General features: G+C 76.1%; 7 protein-coding genes. 5 read left to right on the top strand and 2 right to left on the bottom strand.

Annotated features, from left to right (window positions below; all coding sequences use genetic code 11):
• Positions 1-30 precede the first annotated feature (30 nt).
• Positions 31-252 (bottom strand): hypothetical protein, encoded by a 222-nt coding sequence (locus ABT345_RS26790; RefSeq protein WP_345087354.1) that lies wholly within the window; start codon positions 250-252, stop codon positions 31-33.
• A 169-nt stretch (positions 253-421) separates the two neighbouring features.
• Here ABT345_RS26790 and ABT345_RS26785 point away from each other — a divergent pair, with 169 nt between their 5' ends.
• Both ABT345_RS26785 and ABT345_RS26780 read left to right on the top strand, forming a co-directional pair.
• On the top strand, positions 422-3175 hold the full coding sequence (locus ABT345_RS26785; RefSeq protein ID WP_345087356.1) for an AfsR/SARP family transcriptional regulator: 2754 nt from the start codon (positions 422-424) through the stop codon (positions 3173-3175).
• Positions 3176-3339: 164 nt separating this feature from the next.
• Entirely contained in the window at positions 3340-4005 is a 666-nt protein-coding gene (locus ABT345_RS26780) for a DUF4232 domain-containing protein (protein ID WP_345087358.1), read from the top strand.
• Between the two features lie 70 nt (positions 4006-4075).
• Here the strand turns inward: ABT345_RS26780 and ABT345_RS26775 are convergent, their stop codons facing one another.
• Positions 4076-4708 (bottom strand): TetR/AcrR family transcriptional regulator, encoded by a 633-nt coding sequence (locus ABT345_RS26775; RefSeq protein WP_345087360.1) that lies wholly within the window; start codon positions 4706-4708, stop codon positions 4076-4078.
• Between the two features lie 147 nt (positions 4709-4855).
• Between ABT345_RS26775 and ABT345_RS26770 the strand changes: the two genes are divergently transcribed.
• The 3 genes from ABT345_RS26770 to ABT345_RS26760 all read left to right on the top strand — a co-directional run bounded on the left by ABT345_RS26770 (position 4856) and on the right by ABT345_RS26760 (position 19890).
• Positions 4856-6085 carry an SGNH/GDSL hydrolase family protein gene (locus tag ABT345_RS26770; RefSeq protein ID WP_345087362.1) on the top strand — a complete coding sequence of 410 codons (1230 nt, stop codon included), beginning with the start codon at positions 4856-4858 and terminating at the stop codon, positions 6083-6085.
• A 570-nt stretch (positions 6086-6655) separates the two neighbouring features.
• On the top strand, positions 6656-10564 hold the full coding sequence (locus ABT345_RS26765; RefSeq protein WP_345087363.1) for a non-ribosomal peptide synthetase: 3909 nt from the start codon (positions 6656-6658) through the stop codon (positions 10562-10564).
• Between the two features lie 74 nt (positions 10565-10638).
• Entirely contained in the window at positions 10639-19890 is a 9252-nt protein-coding gene (locus tag ABT345_RS26760) for a non-ribosomal peptide synthetase (RefSeq protein ID WP_345087365.1), read from the top strand.
• Positions 19891-19923: the final 33 nt, after the last annotated feature.

Raw genomic sequence — 19923 nt, 5'->3', positions numbered from 1 at the left:
GGGCGGCGGGTGCGCCGCCCGGCCCGGGCCTCAGCGGGCGTTGCGCGGATGGCGGCGGGCGGTGCGTTCGGTGCCGCGGCGGTAGTTGCCCGTCCAGCGGGCCATCACCAGCTGGGCGTCGCCGGACGCCACCTCCCGCAGGAACCGCGCCGCACGGGCGCCGCGCAGCACCGCCGCGCGGCGCCCGTGGTGGTGCACCAGCACCGCCCCGTCGCCCCGCTCCTCGTAACCGAACCCGTTCGCTGCCGGCATCCGCCGCCCCCGTTCCGTCCGTACGTCCGGTCGCCGTCGTGGTGTCCGGGGCGTCCGGCCGCCACCGGCTTTCGCCGGGGGCGCGCGGAGCGCTCGCACCGGCCGTGACCGGGGAGCGTTCCGCCGTGCTCCGGTAATCTGGCGGCTTCCCCCAGGAGGAGATGCGTCAGTGGAGTTCCGGCTGCTCGGAGCGGTTTCCGTCGTCACCGAGGTCGGCGATCTGCCGCTCGGTCCCGCGAAGCGGCGCAGTCTGCTGGCCGCTTTGCTGTTGCGGCCCAACCATCCGGTGCCGGTGGAGGCGTTGACGGATGCGTTGTGGGACTCGGAGCCGCCGCCGCGGGCGCGGAGCGTCATCCAGGGCCATGTCTCACGGCTGCGGTCGCTGCTGGCCGGGGCCGGGGCCGGGATGTACGGCGTGGAGCTGGTCACGCAGGGCGCCGCGTATGTGCTGCGGATGCCGGAGAGCCTGCTGGACGCGTACCGCTTCGAGGAGTTGGTGGCGCTGGCGCGCGGTCAGCGGTCGGCGGGCGACGCGGTGGCGATGTACCAGGAGGCGCTGGCGCTGTGGCAGGGCCCGGCGCTCACCGGTGCGTACCGCAGCGCCCCGCTCCAGGCCGCCGCGCACGCCCTGGAGGAGCTGCGGCTGACCGCCGTGGAGCTGCTGGCGGGGGCGTACGGGCAGGTCGGCGAGTTTCCGCGGGCGGCGGCGCTGCTGCGGGCGGAGGCGGCCGCCCAGCCGCTGCGGGAGTCGCTGTCGGCGGCGCTGATCCTGGCGCTGCAGCGGGCCGGGCGCCGTTCGGACGCGCTGGACTGGTTCCACCGCACCCGGCGGCTGCTCGCCGAGGAGCTGGGCGTCGATCCGGGGCGGGAGCTGGCGGAGGCGTACGCGGTGGCGCTGCGCGGTGACGGCGATCCGGCGGCGGAGCAGCAGGCTCCGGCGGCGCCCGCGGCGGCGGAGCCGCGGGGTGCGGCGCCGGAGGTGCCCGCGGCCGCGCCGTTGGAGAGCGCCGATCTGCTCCCCCGGGTGCCGCGCGGTTTCCACGGCCGGGCCGAGGAGCTGGCGGCGCTGGATCGCGCCACCGCCGGGGAGGCGCCGGTCTGTCTGGTCACCGGGCCGGCCGGGGTGGGCAAGACCGCGCTGGTGGTGCGCTGGGCGCACCGCAACCGCGAGCGGTTCCCCGGCGGTCTGCTCTACGCGGATCTGCGGGGCTTCAGCGACACCCCCGAGGTGGAACCGGCGGAGGTGGTGCGGGAGTTCCTGCTGGCGCTGGGGGTGGCGCCGCGGCGGATTCCGGAGTCGGCGCGCGGCGCGTCGGCGCTGTTCCGGTCGCTGGCGGCCGACCGCCGGCTGCTGGTCGTCCTGGACAACGCGCCCGGCTCCGCGCCGGTGCAGGAGCTGCTGCCGGGCGGTGCGCGGTGCGTCACGGTGGTCACCAGCCGCCATCGGCTGCCCGGGCTGATCGCCTCCGACGCGGCCCGTCCGGTGCCGGTGGACGTGCTGGGGCCCGCGGACAGTGCGGCGCTGCTCGCCGCGGTGCTCGGCGAGGAGCGGGTGCGCGCGGAGGCGGGGGCGGCGCGGCGGCTGGCCGAGCTGTGCGGCGGGCTGCCGCTCGCGCTGCGGGTGACCGCGGCCCGGCTGACCGATCAGCCGGAGTGGTCGCTGTCCGCGCTGAGCGGTGAACTCTCCGACGAGTCCCGGCGGTTGGCGCTGCTGGACGTGGAGGACACCGGTGTGCGGGCGGCGTTGCGGCTGACGGTGCGGCGGCTGCCGGCGGACGCCGCGCACCACTTCGCGCATCTGGGCCGCCATCCCGGCACCCATGTCGACCGGTACGCGGCGGCGGCCGTGGCGGGCACCGACCCGGCCACCGCCGAGGCCGCCCTGGAGCGGCTCGCCGCGGCGCATCTGGTGACGCGTGCCGCGCCGGACCGCTGGACGCTGCACGATCTGGTCCGGCTGTACGCGCGGGGGCTGGAGGCGGATCCGGACGCGCTGCTGCGGGCGCTCGATCACACCGTGGTCACCGCGCTGGCCGCCGCGGACGCGGCGGAGCCGGGCGACGAGTCGTGCTTCCCGCTGCCCGCGGACGTGCGCGCGCCCCGCGAGATCCGCCGGTTCGCCGCCCGTCAGGAGGCGATGGCGTGGTACGAGTCGGAGCGCGAGGGGCTGACGCTGGCGGCGGCAGCGGCGGACGCGGCGGGGCTGCACAGCCGGACCTGGCGGCTCGTGCTGGGCCTGTGGCCGCTGATCGTGTGGCGGGTGCGGGAGGGCTGGAGTCCGCTGCTGGGCACGGCGTTGGAGGCGGCGCGGGCCGACGGTGATCTGCGGGCGCAGTCGCGGATCCTGGCGCTGTTGGGGTGGGTGCTGACGGAGGAGGGCCGGGTGCCGGAGGCGCTGGCCCATCTGGAGGCGGCGCCGGTGCTGGCGGCGCGGGCCGGGGACCGCAGCGCGCAGGCGACGGCGCTGGTCAATCTGTCGCTGGCGCAGGCGGCGCTGGGCAGTCCGCAGGAGGCGGCGGAGGAGTGCGCCGATGCGGCGCGGCTGGCGCACGACGCCGGCGATCCGTACACCGAACGCCTGGCGCTCTATCACCTGACGCGCCATCAACTGGACTGCGGCGCCTGGGAGTCGGCGCTCACCACGGTGGCGGCGGCGCAGGCGCTGGACGAGGTGGTGGACGCGTCGGCGGCCGGGCGGATCCTGCTGATCGCCGCGGCCGGTGAGGCGTTGCTGGGGATGGGTGACGAGGCGGCGGGCACCGCCCGGCTGCGGGAGGCGGCGGACGCGGCGGAGGCGTGCGGGTTCGACGACGGGGCGGTGCGGGCGCTGGGCGCTTTGCTGCGGGTGGTCACCGGCGCGGAGCTGGACACGCTCAAGGCGCGGCACGACCGGGCCCTGGCGCGGCAGCAATCCCGTTCCTGACCTGCGAGGACGCCGTTGCGCCAAGGGCGTCACCCGTTCGCTCGCAGGCCGTCAGTGGCACGTTGGTGAGGCGTTGGTGGAACGTCAGTCACCGCGGGAAGAGTGGTGCACACGACGCGGGAACGACTCGGAGAGTCCCGCACTCGAACGCAGGGGACCCGATCATGCGCACCTCCCGTATCCGTGCCACCGTGCTGGCCGCCGCCACCGCCGCCCTCGCCCTGAGCCTGACGGCCTGCGGCGGCGCGGACGACGGCGCGAAGAGTGACGCCGCCGGACAGAGCCGGCCCGCGTCCGGTCAGGACGCCAAGGGCGGTACGGCGCAGGCCAACAGCGGCAAGGGGCAGACGGATTCGGCCTCGACCGCGGGCGGTGCGGGTGCCGGCGCGGACCACGGCGGCGGCTCGGCGGGCGTCGGGCAGTGCGTCGGCGACGAGCTGCTGGTCACCGCGGAGCACCGGTTCGCCGACCAGCAGGGCGACCACCTGCTGCTCACCGCGTCGAACGAGGGCTCCAAGCCGTGCACGGTCACCTCGTACCCGTCCGTGAAGATCGACGGCGAGGGCGCCACGCTGCCGCTGTCGAAGAAGGCGGAGGGCGGCGGGCAGCCGATCATGCTGCGGCCCGGCGGCAAGGTCTACAGCGCCGTCAACATCTTCGACTACGGCAAGGACAACAAGACCGGCTCCGGCCTCTCCGTCGCGCTGCGCGACAGCAACGGCCACGAGAAGCCCGCCTACTCCGTCAACGTCAAGGGCGAGAAGCCCACGTTCACCTACAACGAGGCCGACGTCCTGAACTGGAACGCCAAGAAGCCGTACGACTTCTGACGGTGGAGCGGCCGCCGTCCCGCGGCGTACGCGTGCGGCCGGGGCCTCCCTGCCCGGCCGGACGCGGCCGTCAGGGCCGGGGGTCCAAGGTGCCCGGGGCGAGGCCGAGTCCGTGTTCGGCGGTGGCCTGGGCCATCCGGGTCACGGCCTCGGGGCGGTCGCCGGTGCCGGTGTTGGCGTGGGCGCCGAGACCGTCGATGACGACCAGGATCTGGATCATCGTCACGTACGGGTCGTCGGTGCGGAACTCCCCCTGCGCGACGCCCTCGCGGATCACCGACTCCAGCCGTTCGCGCCAGGCGGCCTCCTGGTCGCCGACGCGGGCGCGCAAGGCCGGGTGGTAGCGGCTGAGGTGGCGGGCGTTGATCCACAGGCGGCTGACGCCGTCGTACGCGGGGCCGGTGGCGCGGGCGAAGAACCGGCCGAGGGCCTCGGTGGGGGTGGTGCCGGTGCGGTCGGCGGGCAGCAGAGTGTCCAGTTCGGCCCGGGCGGCGCTGCCGAACGCCTCGGCCACCAGCTCCTCGACCGACGGGAAGTAGTGGCCGATCAGCCCGGGGCGGACGCCCAGGTCGTCGGCGATCCGGCGCAGCGTGATGCACTCCAGGCCGTCGGCGAGCGCCACGGCGGCGGACGCCGCGACGATCTCGGCCCGCCGGGCGGCGGGGGGCTTGCGGGTGCGCTTGCGCGGGGCGGGAGAGGACATACCGCGACGCTATTGACTGCGTTTCCCCGGCGCAAACCGCACCCCGTGCTCCCCGTCGGACGGCCGCGGCCCGGCCCCATCCGTCCGCTCCGCGTCCCGCGCGCGAATTCGTGTGCGTATCCGGCAACCGATTGACAGGCTGGCGCCATGACCTCTCAGCACAACGACACCGCAGGTCCGGACGGTACGACGGACCTGCTCACCGTTCCGCTCACCGAGTCGCTGCTGCGCGGCGCGCTCGACGTGGAGCGCACCGCGCACGGGCTGCTGCCGCACCGGCTGCCCGCGCGGGCCCGCGCCCAGTTCCCCGATCCGCAGATCTCCATGGCGGAGTCGCAGCCCTCCGGCGTCCGGCTGGTGTTCCGCACCCGGGCCACCACGATCGAACTGGACACGCTGCGCACGAAGACGGCGTACGTGGGCGCGCCCGAGCGGCCGGACGGCCGCTACGACCTGGTCGTCGACGGGCAGCTCACCGCGCAGGCGTCGACGCACGGCGGGAACGTCCTGCTGGTGAACATGTCCACGGGATCGGCCGAGACGAAGCCGGGGCCGCCCGGCACGGTGCGCTTCGCGGGGCTGCCCGAGGGCACCAAGGACATCGAGATCTGGCTGCCGTACAACGAGATCACGCAGCTGGTGGCGTTGCGGGCGGATGCGCCCGTGGAGCCGCAGCCCGGGCGCGGCGCCCCGGTGTGGCTGCACCACGGCAGTTCGCTCAGCCACGGCTCGAACGCCGCCTGCCCCACCGGCACCTGGCCGGCGGTGGCCGCCTCGCTCGGCGGCGCGGAGCTGGTCAACCTCGGTCTGGGCGGCGGCGGACTGCTCGATCCGTTCACCGCCCGCGCGATGCGGGACACCCCGGCGGACCTGATCAGCATCAAGATCGGCATCAATATCGTCAACGCCGATCTGATGCGGCTGCGCGCCTTCGTCCCGGCGGTGCACGGCTTCCTCGACACCCTCCGCGAGGGCCACCCCACCGCTCCGCTGCTGGTGATCTCGCCGGTGTTCTGCCCGATCCACGAGGACACCCCGGGCCCCAGCGCCCCGGACTTCGAGAACCTCTCGGAGGGGCAGCTGCAGTTCAAGGCCATGGGCGATCCGGCCGAGCGGGCCGCCGGCAAGCTGACGCTGAACGTCATCCGCGAGGAGCTGGCCCGCATCGTGCACCGGCGCGCCGCCGGGGACCCGCGGCTCTTCCTCCTCGACGGGCGGGAGCTGTACGGCGAGGCGGACTTCGCCGAGCTGCCGCTGCCCGATCAGCTCCACCTGGACGCCGCCTCGCACCGCCGGATCGGCGAGCGGTTCGCGGCGCTGGCGTTCGGCCCCGGGGGCGCGTTCGCCGGTAAGGGGCGGCCGGTGCGCACGGACTGAGCGGCGGCCCGCCGGGCCCGTGCGACGGGTGGCGGGCGGGCGGCGAGATCGCGGCGGCGCGGCCGAAAATGCCTGTTCCGGGGCATGGTGGGCCCGGAATCGGCTCACGAACAGTCGGCTTCACGTCACCCAAAGCGACGTGGACCGCCTGCCATTGACACCCGCTCACGTGTTGATCAATCATCACTGAGGTCGCAGGAACGAGCTTTCGACTCATTCCGCCCGATACCGACCCCCGCACCAGCGGTGCCACGGCGACGGAGCACGTCCGTGGCGGGCGGAGCACGGCCGCTCGTTCCCGCCGGTCCTGCCCGGCGGACGGGCGAACGGCACCGCCGCCCGGCACCCGGCACGCCGGGCCACCCGGCGGAGCCACCGCCCCCGGGAACGTCATCGGCCGTCCCCCTCGACACGACCCCGTCGGCGCGCCCGCCGTACGAGCCTTTGACCGCCTCCCCCACAGAGGAAAGAGATGGTTTCCCGGTGACACGGACCTTCGCTCATCCCCACAGCGGCCCCTCCGATGCGGTGCGGCCCTCCCGCGGAGTGGCAGCGGTGCCGGGAGAGGGGGTGCCGCGGCCGCTGTCGCCCTCGCAGCGCCGTCTGTGGGTGCTGAGTCAGCTGGAGGGGGCCCAGGACGCCTACAACGAGCCGCTCCCCTACCGCCTGCGGGGACCGCTCGACACGGTGGCGCTGCGCAGGGCGCTGGATGCGATCGTGGCGCGGCACGAGACCTGGCGCTCGCGCATGGTGGCGATCGACGGCGAGACGTACCAGATAGCGGCGCCCGCGGATGCCGGATTCCCGATGGTCACGATCGATCTGTCGGGCGAGGAGATACCGGAGGAACGGCTCGCCGCGGTGCTCCGGGAGGACGCCGCCGTCCCGTTCGACCTGAGCACCGGCCCGCTCGCCCGGAGCACCCTCGTCCGGCTGGCGCCGGAGGACCACGTCCTGATGGTGACCGCCCATCACATCGTGATCGACGGGGCGTCCCAGATCATTCTGATCAACGAACTCAACGCGCTCTACGCGGCGTTCCTGACCGGCGCGGACGATCCGCTGGAGCCGGTGTCGCGGCAGTTCGCCGACCATGCGGCCGATCAGCTGGCGCGGGCGGCCGACCCGGAGGTCGTCGCACAGGAGGCGTACTGGCAGGAGCGGCTGGCCGGGGCGCCGCCGGTGCTGGAGGTGCCCACGGACCGGCCGCGTCCGCCCCGACAGGACTTCCGCGGCGACCAGGTCACGCTGGGGCTGGACGCGGCGACGACCGATGCGCTCCGGCGTACGGCCAAGGAGCAGGGCGCCTCGCTCTTCGCCGCCGTGCAGAGCGGCTGGGCCGTGCTGCTGTCGCAGCTGTCCGGCCAGACGGACATCGTTGTCGGCATCCCCAGCGGAAACCGCCGCGGGCGCAACGCCGACGACGTCATCGGCTTCTTCGCCAACACCCTCGCGCTGCGCAGCGATCTGTCCGGTGACCCCACCGTCGCGGAGGTACTGCGCCGCACCCGCGCCGGGATCCGCGGTGCGCTGACCCACCAGGAACTGCCGCTGGAGCGGGTGGTGGAGCTGGTCAACCCGCCGCGCAGCAGCGCCCACACCCCGCTGTTCCAGACGACGATCTCCTGGACCCCGCCGCTGCGCACCCTGCTGGAGCTGCCGGGCCTGACCGCGGAGAAGCTGCCGCTGCCCCTCATCGCCGCCAAGTTCGACCTGATGCTGATGGTGACCGAGGAGGACGGCTGCCTCACCGGCCATCTCGACTACGCCACCGCGCTGTTCGACCGGGCGACGGCCGAGCGCTACGCCCGGTATCTGGAGCGGGTGCTGACGCAGATGGCGGCCGCGCCCGAGCGGACCCTCGGCGAGCTGGAGCTGCTGGACGAGGCGGAGCGCCGGTGGCTGCTGGAGGATTGGGACGCGACACGGGGCGAGGGCGCGGTGCCCATCGCCGAACCCGCCTCGGTCGTCGCCCGCTTCGAGGCGCAGGCCGCGGCCCGTCCCGACGCCACGGCGGTGGTGTGCGAGGGGCGGCGCCTGTCCTACGGGGCGCTGGCACGGCGGGCGGCGCGGCTCGCCGCCGCGCTGGCCGCCCGCGGAGTGCGGCCCGGTCAGGTCGTCGCCCTGCACGCCGGGCGGACGCCGGAGCTGGTGGTGGGGCTGCTCGGCATCCTCAAGGCGGGCGCCGCGTTCCTGCCGCTCGACCCCGGGCAACCGGACGCCCGGCGCGCCGCGATGGTCGCGGACGCCGATCCGGCGCTGGTGCTCACCGACCGCGCCGACGCCCCCGACGGCCATCTGGACCTGCGCACCGTCGAGGCGGAGGGCGACCCGGAGCAGGCGCCGGTGGTGGCGACGGCGCCGGAGGACCTCGCCTACGTCCTGTACACCTCCGGCTCGACCGGGCGCCCCAAGGGCGTGGCGGTCACCCACCGCAGTGTGCTGAACCTCTTCGACACCTGGCTGGACCGCTTCGAGCCGACGCCCGGTGAGCCGGTGTCCGCCTGGTCGGGCATCGGCTTCGACGCGATGGTCCACGAGCTGCTGCTGCCGCCGGCCACCGGCGCCGAACTGCACCTCGTCCCCGACGAACTGCGCGCCGACCCTGATGCGTTGCTGGGCTGGATGCGCGAGCACCGCATCGTCCAGGCGTTCCTGCCGCCCGCCTACGTCCGGTGGATCGACGAGGCGCCCGGGGAGCGGCTGGCCGGGCTGGCGCTGCGGCAGCTGGTGACCGGGGTGGAGTCGCTGCCCGAGAAGGCGCTGTACCGGATGGTCCAGGCGCTGCCGGGGCTGCGGATCTGCTACGGCTACGGGCCGACCGAGGCCACCACCTACAGCACCGCGTACACCGATCCGCGGCCGCTGGAGCGCTCGTGCCCGATCGGCCGGCCGATCGGCAACACCCGGCTCTACCTCCTCGACGCGCGGATGCGGCCGGTGCCGCCGGGTGTGCCGGGTGAGATCTGGCTCGGCGGCGCCTCGCTCGCCGCCGGGTACCACGGGCGGCCGGATCTGACCGAGGAGCGGTTCCGGCCCGATCCGTTCGTCCCGGGCGAGCGGATCTACCGCACCGGCGACCTGGCGCGGCGGCTGCCCGACGGCACCGCGGAGTTCCTGGGCCGCGGCGACGACCAGATCAAGCTGCGCGGCTTCCGGATCGAACCGCGCGAGGTGGAGACGGCGCTGCTGGCGCTGGACGGGGTGCGGGAGGCGACCGTCCTCGCCGACCGGGACGACGCGGGTGACCTGCGGCTGGTGGCCGCCGTCGGCCGGGGCGACGCCGCACCGCGCCGCGCCGACGAGTGGCGCACCGCGCTCGCCCGCCACCTGCCCGACCACATGATCCCGGCGCTCTTCGTGGAGTTCGCGGCGCTGCCGCTCAACCGCAGCGGCAAGGTGGACCGTAAGGCGCTGCTGGCCGCGGCGCATGCGGCGCCGACGCAGGTGAACACCGCGGCGCCGCGCGACCACGTCGAGCTGGCGCTGCACGGGATCTGGCAGAAGGTGCTGCTGCGCCCGTCGATCTCGGTCACCGACAACTTCTTCGACATCGGCGGCACCTCCGTCTCCGCCATCAAGGTGGCCTCCGCCGTCCGCGAGGAGTTCGGCGAGACGCTGCCCATCCGCGATCTGCTGAGCCATCCGACGATCGAGGCGCTGGCCGGACGGCTGCGCTCCGGCGCGTCCGGGCAGCCGGGCGGCAACCTGATCGAGTTCCGGCCGGGCGACGGCGGGCAGCGGGTGATCTGCGTGCACCCGGCGGGCGGCACCGCGTTCTGCTATCTGCCGCTGGCCACCGCGCTGCCGCCGCAGACCGGCGTGACCGGCGTCCAGTCGCCCGGTCTGAACGCCGGGGAGGAGCCGCTGCCGTCGGTGGAGGCGATGGCCGAGGAGTATCTGCGGCTGATCGAGGTGCGCCCGGACGAGACGCTGGTGGTGTGCGGGCTGTCGTACGGCGGGCTGGTCGCGCATGCGATGGGCCGGCTGCTGGCGCAGGCCGGGCACCGCCGGGTGAGCGTGGTGCTGCTGGACACCCGCGGCACCGACGACCCGGAGGTACGGGCGGCCGTCGCCCCGGTGGACGCCGCCGAGTTCCGCGCGAAGCTGGTGCGGTTCAACGGGATGTACCCGGGCATCGAGGACGCGCAGATCGACCGGTACTTCCGGATCTACAACCACAACCGGATGACCGCCGCCGGCTACGAGGTGCCGCCGACCGGCGCCCGGACGGTCTTCGTCCAGGCCACCGAGGAGGACGAGGACCCGGCGGCCGTGCGGGAGGTGCGGGCGTTCTGGGAGCGGCGGGCCGGCGGCGGGCTGGTGACCGAGCCGGTGGCGTGCGGCCACTGGGACATCCTGGAGGGCGACCAGCTGCCGCGGGTGGCGGAGCTGATCTGCGCCGAGCTGGCGCGGCCGCCGCAACCGGCGCCGCCCGCCGCTCCGGGCGCCGGCTCCCCCGCCGGAGGTGCGGCGTGAGCGGATCCCCGAGCGTTCCCCCGGCGGGCCGCGCGCCCGAACTCCCCGAACTCCCCCACGAAGAAGGTCCGCTGATGTCAGGACTGGCACAGGAGGTGCACGCCCGGGCGCTGCGCGCCCCCGAGGCGCCCGCCGTGCAGGACGGTGCGGTGCTGCTGGACTACGCGGCGCTGGACGCGGCCGGCGCCGCCGTCGCGGACGGGCTGCGCCGCCACGGCGTCGGCGCCGGGCAGGCGGTGGCGGTGCAGCTGCCGCGCTCCTGGCAGCTGGTCTGCGTGATGCTCGGCATCCTGCGGCTGGGCGCCCGGGTCGTCCCGCTGGACGCGCAGAGCCCGCCGGAGCGGCGCCGCCACATCCTCACCGACGCGGACGCCGTCGCACTCGTCCACGGCGCGGCGGCGCCCGAGGTGCCGCCTGGTGTCCGGCCGCTGGACGCCGACGGGCTGCTCGCCGCGCGCGGCGACTTCCCCGCGCCGCAGGAACGGCCGGCGGCCGGCGGCCCGGTGGCCTTCCTCTTCTACACCTCCGGAACGACCGGCCTGCCCAAGGGCGTCGAGGTCCCCGGCGCCGGCGTGCTGCGGCTGGCCCGGCCCGAGTTCCTGGACACGGCGCCGGGCATGCGGTTCGGCTGCCTGTCCAATCCGGCGTTCGACGCGCTGACCTTCGAGGTGTGGACGCCGCTGCTGACCGGCGGCTGCTGCGTGATCGTCGACGACGCGGACGTCCGCGATCCGGAGCGGCTGGCCGCGGCGCTGCTGCGGGAGCGCATCGAGACGCTCTTCGTCACCGCGGCGCTGTTCAACGCCGTGGTGGACACCGCGCCCGGCTGCTTCACCGGCGCCCGGCAGGTCGTCGTCGGCGGCGAACAGCTGAGCGCCCGCACCGTCCGCCGCTGGTACCGGCACAACCCGGATGCCGCCACCCGGCTGTTCAACGGCTACGGCCCGACCGAGACCACCACCTTCGCGGTCTCGTACGCCATACCGCGTGACTTCGACGGCGAGGTGGTGCCCATCGGGCGGCCGCTGCCGGAGACCGGCGCGGTGGTGGTGGCCGCCGACGGGACGCGGGCGGCGTCCGGCGGGGAGATCGGCGAGCTGTACCTGTCCGGCTCCGGGCTGGCCGCCGGGTACCGCAACCTCCCCGAGGAGACGGCGCGCCGCTTCGTCCGGCTGCCCTGGTACGACGGCGGGCGCGCGGTCCACTACCGCAGCGGCGACCTGGTGCGCGCCGACGCCGACGGGCTGCTGACGTATGTGGGGCGCGCCGACCGGCAGGTGAAGGTGCGGGGCTTCCGGATCGAACCGGGCGAGCTGGAGCGGCAGATCACCGCGCATCCGGCCGTGCGCCGCGCGCATGTGTGCACCCGCCGCTCCGGCGCGGACGGCCCGCACGAGCTGCTGGCGTTCCTGGTGCTGGACGGCGAGCTGTCGTACGAGGAGTGCGAGCGCCACCTCGCCGACGGGCTGCCCACGTATATGCGTCCGCACCACCTCTTCCTGGTGGACGCGGTGCCGCTGACCGCGAACGGCAAGGTCGACGAGGCGGCGCTGCTGGCCCGCGCCGACCGGCCGTGGCGGCGCGCCGCGGACACCGCGGGCGCCGAGGTCACGCCGTGGCAGCGGGAGGTGCTGGAGCTGGCCGGTGAGGTGCTGGGGCTGGCGGATCCGCGACCGGACGACCGGTGGATCGCGGCGGGCGGCGATTCGCTGAAGGCGCTGCGGTTCTGCTTCGCGGCGCGCCGGCGCTGGGGCTGTGAGCTGGACCGTTCGCTGGTGCTCGGCGGGGATCTCGCCGCCGTCGCGGAGGCGGTGGCCGCCGCCCGCGACGCCGGGGAGTCGCCGTATCCGCCGGTGGCACAGCCCTCGGGCGCGCGCTCCGCGCCGGCCACCGCCGAACAGCAGCGCCTGTGGCTGCACCAGCGGCGCCACCCCGCCTCCCGCGCCTACCACGTGGGCCAGGCGTTCCGGCTGGACGGCACGGTCGACGCGGCGGCGCTGCGGCATGCGCTGCGGCAGCTGGTGGTGCGCCACCCGGCGCTGCGGACCGCCTTCGAGGCGACGCCCGAGGGGCTGCGGCAGCGCGTCGGCGACCCGTACGACCCGTGGACCGATCCCGGCGCGCCGCCGTCGGACGAGGCGGGCCGGCGCGCCTTCGCCGCGCGGTACTTCGCCGAGCCGTTCGACCTGGCCGAGCCGCGGATGCTGCGCGCCTGTCTGCTGCCGGACGACGACGGCGCGGTCCTGCTGCTGGGGCTGCACCACATCGCCGTCGACGGCTGGTCGCTCAACGTCCTCTTCGCCGACCTGTCGCAGGCGTACGCGGCGTACCCGGGCGGGCCGTCCGCGGCGCCGGAGGCCGGGTACACGCCGCTCGACCACGCCCACTGGCAGGCCGAGTGGTTCGCCCGCCCCGGCTACGCCGAGCGGCGCGACGCGCTCGCCGCGCACCATGCGCAGTCGCCGGGGCCGGGCGAGCGGCTGCTGCCCGCCCGGCGGACGCCGTTCCCCGAGGCGCAGCTGCTCCACACCCGGCTGGACACGGTGCGCCGCACCCATGTCGACCGGCTCTGCGCCCAGTTGGGCCTGACCCGTTTCCAGCTGCTGCTGGGCGTCTTCACCTGGAGCCTGTACGCGGTGACCGGCCGCACCCGGCCGCGGATCGCGGCGCCGGTGGCGGGCCGTCCGGTGCCCGAGTTCGCGGACGGCGTCGGGATGTTCGCCAACACCGTGCTGCTGCCGCTGACCGTCGCCCCCGACGAGGAGCTGCGCGCCCAGCTGCTGCGCCAGGGCGCGGAGGCGGCCGCGGTGCTGGACCGGCAGGACGTGGCCTTCTCGGACGTGCTGGAGGCGATGGCCGGTGAGTGGGGCGCGGACGACGGTGCGCCGTTCGACGTGCTCTTCGTCCAGGAGAACACCGACTTCGCGGCGCTGCGGCTGCCGGGCTGCGCGGCCCGTCCGCTGTGGTGGCCGCCGGCCGAGGCGAAGTGCCCGCTGACGCTCTCCGTCGTGGCGTACGCGGACGGTCTGGAGTGCGTCTGGGAGTACGCCACCGACCACTTCGACGCCGACCAGATCACGGCGCTGGACACGCTGCTGCGGCGGGCCCTGGACCTGCTCGCCGCCCCGGGCGCGCACACCCCCGCCGAACTGGCCGCGCCGCACCGCGCGCTCCTGCCCGACCACGGCCGCGGCCCGCGGGCCGCTTCGGCGTACGCGACGGTGGCCGAGGGCTTCGCCCGGCAGGTGGCGCGCACCCCGCACGCCCCGGCCGTGGACGACGGGGAGCAAAGCGTCGACTACGCCACGCTGGACGGGTACGCGGCGGCCCTGGCGGCCGAGATACGGGAGGCGTTCCCGGTCGCGGACGGGGCTCCGGCGCGGGTCGCGCTGTATCTGGAGCCGTCTCTGACGCATGTGGTGGCGCTGCTGGCGCTGGCCCGGCTGAACCTGACGATCGTGCCGCTCGACCCGGCGTATCCGCCCGCCGTCCTGCGGCAGGTCCTCGACCGGGCCGCGCCGCTGTGCGTGCTGGTGCCGCCGGGCGGCGCGCCCGGTCTGGACGCCGTCGATCCGGAGGGCCGCGTGGTGCGGCACCCGGTGACGCTGCGGGCGGGCGGCCCGGGGGCCCCGGTCGCGGCGCACGACGGGGCCCGCCCGCTGTACACGCTGTTCACCTCGGGCTCCAGCGGCACCCCGAAGGGCGTCCAGGTCTTCGACCGGACGCTGTGCAACCTCCTCGCCTGGCAGGCGGACGCGGGCGGCCTCGGCGCGCCCGCCGTCACCCAGCAGTTCTCGATGCTCTCCTTCGACGTGTCGTTCCAGGAGATCTTCTCGGCGCTGTGCGGCGGCGGCACGCTGCGGCTGATCGGCCCCGGCCTGCGGCAGGACGCGCCCGCGCTCCTCGCGCAGCTGGAGGAGTCCGGCGCCGAGCGGATCTTCCTGCCGTACGTGGCGCTCCAGCTGCTGGCGGAGCACGCCGTCCACCTGGGCCGCTACCCGTCGCGGCTGCGCGACGTGGTCACCGCGGGCGAGCAGCTGGTGTGCACGGACGCGATCCGCCGCTGGCTCGCGGGGCTGCCCGGCGCCCGACTGTTCAACCACTACGGGCCGACCGAGACGCATGTGGTCAGCGCCCTGTGCCTGGACGGGGACCCGGCGTACTGGCCGGAGCGGCCCGCCATCGGACGGCCGGTGGCCGGTGCGGTGCTGCGGGTCGTGGACGGCGACGGGCGGCCGGTGCCGCCCGGCTGCCCCGGCGAGCTGCTCATCGGCGGCACCATGGCGTCCCGCTGCTACCTGGACACCCCGGAGGCGGACCTCAACGCCGAGCGGTTCACCGAACTGCCCGGCGAGGGGCTATTCTACCGCAGCGGCGACCGGGCCCGCTTCGACCGGGACGGGCTGCTGCACTACCTGGGCCGCGACGACCAGCAGATCAAGCTGAGCGGGCACCGGCTGGAGCTGGGCCAGGTCGAGGCGGCGCTGCTGCGGCACCCGGAGATCACCAACGCCGTGGTGGCGCGGGACGGCGCCGCGCTGACCGCGTGCTTCGAGTGCCGCGGCGCGACACCGGACGCCGCCGGCCTCACCACGCATCTGGCGGCCCTGCTGCCCGCGTACGTCCGCATCGCCCGCTTCCGGCGGCTGGCCGCGCTGCCGCGGACGCCCAGCGGGAAGCTGGACCGGACGGCGGCGCTGCGGGCGCCCGGTGAGGAGGTCGGCGGCCGGGCGGCGGGCGCGGCGCCGCGCTCGGCGCGCGAGGCCGAACTGGCCACGCTCTTCGAGGAGCTGACCGGCCGCCCGATCACACCCGACCGGACGTTCTTCGACGCCGGGGCCTCCAGCCTGACCCTGATGCGCTACCACCTGCGTTGCACCACCGAGCTGGGGCTGCGCTTCACCGTCGCCGACCTCTTCGAACACGTCACGGTCCGGGCGCTGGCCCGCTTCCTGGACGGGGCGGCGGCGCAGGGGCCGGACGCGGCGTCCCCGCCGGCTCCCGCGCCCGTACCGGCGACGGCCGCTGCCCCCGAGCCGTCGGCCCCGCTCCCCCGGGACGAGCCTATCGCCGTCGTCGGCATGGCGGTCCGGCTGCCCGGCGCGGTGGATCTGGCCGCGTTCTGGGAGCTGATACGCACCGGCGCCCACGGCATCGAGCGCTTCGACGCCGCCGAGGGGATGGTCGGTGCGCGCAGCCTGCTGGACGGGCCGCTCGCCTTCGACCCGGAGCACTTCGGTCTCAGCCGCGCCGAGGCCCGGCTGATGGACCCGCAACAGCGCCATCTGCTGATGTGCGCGGCACAGGCGCTGGCGCACGCCGGGATCGCCGATCCGTCGACCGGTCCGCGCACCGGGCTGATCGCGGGCGCGGGCGAGAGCACGTACTACCGCACGATGCTCCGGGAGGGCGATCCGGCTGCGCTGCCGGACGCGTTCCGGCTCTCGCTCCACCACGAGAAGGACTACCTCGCGACCAAGCCCGCCTACCACCTGGGGCTGACCGGCCCGGCGTTCACCGCCCAGGCCGCGTGCGCCAGTTCGCTGGTGGCGGTGCATCTGGCGGCGGGGCTGCTGCGGCAGGGCGATGCGGACGTGATGCTGGCCGGCGGGGTGCTCGTCGACACCACGCTGGACGAGGGCTACCGCTACCAGCCGCAGCACATCTTCTCCGCCGACGGCCACTGCCGTCCGTTCAGCGACGGCGCGAGCGGCACCGTCGGCGCCAGCGGTGTCGGCGTGGTCGTCCTCAAGCCGCTCGCGCACGCCCGGCGGGACGGCGACACCGTCTACGCGGTGCTGACCGGCTCCGCGGTGAACAACGACGGCGCCGGCAAGATGGGGTACAGCGCGCCGTCGCTGGCCGGGCAGCGGGAGGTGATCCGGGCGGCCCTGCGGCGCAGCGGCCGCACCGGCGCCGACCTCGCGTACGTCGAGGCGCACGGCACCGGCACCCGGCTCGGCGACCCGGTCGAGATCGGCGCGCTGCGGCAGGCGTTCGACGTGCCGGAGTCCGGCCGTACCGCGCTGACCTCGGTCAAGAGCCAGCTGGGGCATCTGGGCGCGGCGGCGGGCGTGGTCGGCCTGATCCGCGCGGCGCTCGGCGTGCACCACGGGGTGATCCCGCCGCACGCCGACTTCCGGGCGCCGAGCCCGCACATCGACCCGGACCCGACGCCGTTCCACTTCCCGGTCACCGCACAGCCCTGGCCGGCCGGCCGGCCCCGGGTGGCGGCGGTCAGCAGCTTCGGCATCGGCGGCACCAACGCCCATGTGGTGCTGGAGGCGCCGCCCGCGGCGGCGGACGGCGCGGGAGCCGGCGAGGCGGACGGCGCGCTCTTCCTCTCCGCGTCCAGCCCCGCCGCGCTGCGCGCCGACGCCGCGCGGATCGCCGACCATCTGACGGACCGTCCGGAGAGCTACGGCGCGGTGCTGCGGCATCTGCGGTCCGGGCGCCCGCAGCGGCGCTGGCGGGCGGCCGCCGTCTGCCCGGACGCCGCGTCCGCGGTGCGGTGGCTGCGCGGTGCGGAGCCGGTCGACGTCCCGGAGCCCGCCGACGGCACGCCGCTCGCGGACGGCTCCGATCCGCAGCGGACGGTGGCCGCCTGGCTCGCCGGCGCCCCGCTCCCCGCCCGGCCCGGACCGGCCCCCGCCCCCTGGGACTTCCCGCCGCCCGCCTTCGACCTGGCGGAGTACGACTTCCCGCGGGCGCGGACGGCGGACGGTGAGCGAGGGACGGCCGGGCACGCCGCCGGAAGCCAGGGGCAGGTCACGGCCGGCGCCCCGGCCGCAGTCCCGGCCGCCTCCGCCGCCCAGCCCCCGGCCGGCGCCGGCGCGGAGGCCCCCGCCGTCCCCCCGCGCCTGCCCGAGGCCGGGTGGCTGAGCCAGCCGCACTGGGTGCGGTGGCGCCGGGCCGCGGCCGGCTGCCGGGAGCGCACCCTCCGGCAGCTGGTGCTGGTGACGGACGGGCCGGTGGCGGACGCGGTGCCGCCGGAGCTGGCGGCGGCGTACACCCGGGTGGTCCGGGTCGGCACCGGCGACGCCTTCGCCCGCCACGGCGACGACGCCTACCAGGTCGACCCGGCCGACCCCACCGCCTGGCGCCGGCTGCTCGACGCCCTCGGGCCGCACGCCGACGGCGGCACCGACTGGCTGCACGCGCTGCCGCTGGGCCTGACCGGACCGGTCGGCGCCGCCTCGCTGGCGCGGGCCGAACGGGCCTGTCTGGACGCCCCGGCCGCCCTCGTCCAGGCGCTGGCGGACACCCCGCCCGCGCTCCGGCCGCGCCTGTGGTGGCTGTCCTGCCGGGCGCAGCCGGTGCACGGCGCCGTCGAACGGCCGGAGTCGGGGCTGCTCACCGGCGTCGCCACGGTCGCCGGGCAGGAGGGCGCGGCCGACGGCCGGTGGCTGGATCTGCCCGCCGCCGACCCGGCCGAGTGGGCCGGTCCGCTGGCCGCGCTGCTCACCTCGGCCACCCCGCGCACCGCCCTGCCGGAGCGGCTGGCGCTGCGCGACGGCCACTGGTGGCACGAGGTCGTGGTGCCGGTCACCGCGCCGGAGCCGGCGCCCGAACTGCCCGCGGGCGACCATGTCGTCCTCGGCGGCACCGGTGGCATCGGTACGAGCGTCGCCGCCTGGCTGCTGACTCACACCGCGGGCCGGGTGCTGCTGGTCTCCCGGCGGCCCCGGTTGCCCGAGGCGCTGGCGTCCTGGGCGGAGCGCATCGAGCTGATCGAGGCGGACCTCGCCGACACCGGCGGCCACGATGCGCTCGTGGCCGAGATCGCCGCCCGCACCACGGGCCCGGCCACGGTGGTGCACGCCGCCGGCGCCGCGACCGGCGCGCTCGTCGTGCGGCGCGCGGCCGGCGCGGACGGGCAGCGGGCCAAGCTGCACGGTGCGCTCCTCGTCGAGCGGCTGGTCGACCGCTGCTCCCCCGCGCTCGTCGTGTACTGCTCGTCGATGTCGGCGCGGCTCGGCGGCGTGGGGCAGTACGACTACGCCGCCGCGGCGGGCCTGCTGGACGCCTTCGCCCACCACCGGCCCGGCGCCGGCGCCCGCATCGCCCTGGACTGGGACGTGTGGCGGGAGACCGGGATGGCGCTGCGGGTCCCGGCGGGCGACGCCCGGCACCGCGCCCATCTCTCCGTCGGCCTGACCGTCGAGGAGGGCCAACGGGTCCTCGCCCGCGCGGTGGCGCTGCAACTGCCGCAGCTGCTGGTCTCCACCACCCAGATCGAGGCGTCCCGCACGTTCTACGCCGGGCCCGCCCCGGAGGCCACCGGTGCCGCACCGGACTCCGGCACGGCGCCGGCCGTCCCGGAACCGGCCGCGCCGGTCCCGGCGGATCTGCTCGCCGGCTGGGTCCGCGACTGGCTCGACGCCGATCCGCTCGACCCGGACGCCCCGCTGTACGACCTGGGCGCCGACTCGCTGACCCTGCTCGACCTGATCGGCGTGGTCAAACAGCACTACGGCGTGGAGCTGGACCTGTCGTGGTTCGGGCCCCGGGTCAGCCTCAACGATCTGCTGGCCCACCTCGGCCGGGGCGCGGCGTCCGGCGCCGCCGCGGCGGACACGGTGGCCCTCGACGTGTGGCAGGAGGGCACCGGGCCCGAGGTGGTGTGCCTGCTGCATCCGGTGGGCGGCGACATCCAGGCGTACCGGTCGCTGGTCGCCGCGCTCGACGACCGGGCGACGGTCTGTCTGATCGCGGACCCGGCGCTGCGCGACCCGGACGCGGCCGCCTTGACGCTGGACGAGCGGGCCCGCCGCTACCACGAGGCGCTCCGCGCACGGTTCGGCGACGTCACCGGCCGACTGCACCTGGTCGGCTGGTCGTTCGGCGCCTGGACCGCGGTGGGCATCGCCGCGCTCGCCGAGGCGGCCGGCCGCCCGGTGCACGGCGTCCACCTCCTCGACCCGCCGCCCCCGGGCTCCGGGCCGGGCTTCCAGGGCTACGACGAGCAGCAGCTCGAAGCGGTCTTCGCGCACGAACTGGGCTCGGTGGACGGCGCGTTCACCGGCGAGGGAGCGGCCTACGCGCAGCGGCTGGCACGGTGCTGCCGGGCCAACCTCGCCGCCATGGCCGATCACCGACTGCCCCCGCTGGCCCGTACGCCCGCCCGGATGTGGCTGGCCGAGCACCCGGCGGCGGGCCTGCCCGCACCGCTGCCCGCCGCCGCGCACCGGGAGCTGTGGCGCGACCATCTGGCGCTGCCCGGCGACTGGCGGACCCTGCCCACCGACCACTACGGGATCGTCCGGCCGCCGCACACCCGCGCCGTCGCCGCCGCGCTCCACGCGGCGCTGGACGCCCGCCCCTGAGCCATCCTCCGTCCGCTGTACCGTCCCTCCACC

The organism is Streptomyces sp. NPDC000404, from assembly GCF_040300365.1.
Taxonomy (GTDB): Bacteria; Actinomycetota; Actinomycetes; order Streptomycetales; family Streptomycetaceae; genus Streptomyces; species Streptomyces ramulosus.
This window is presented reverse-complemented; position numbering and strand designations above follow the sequence as displayed.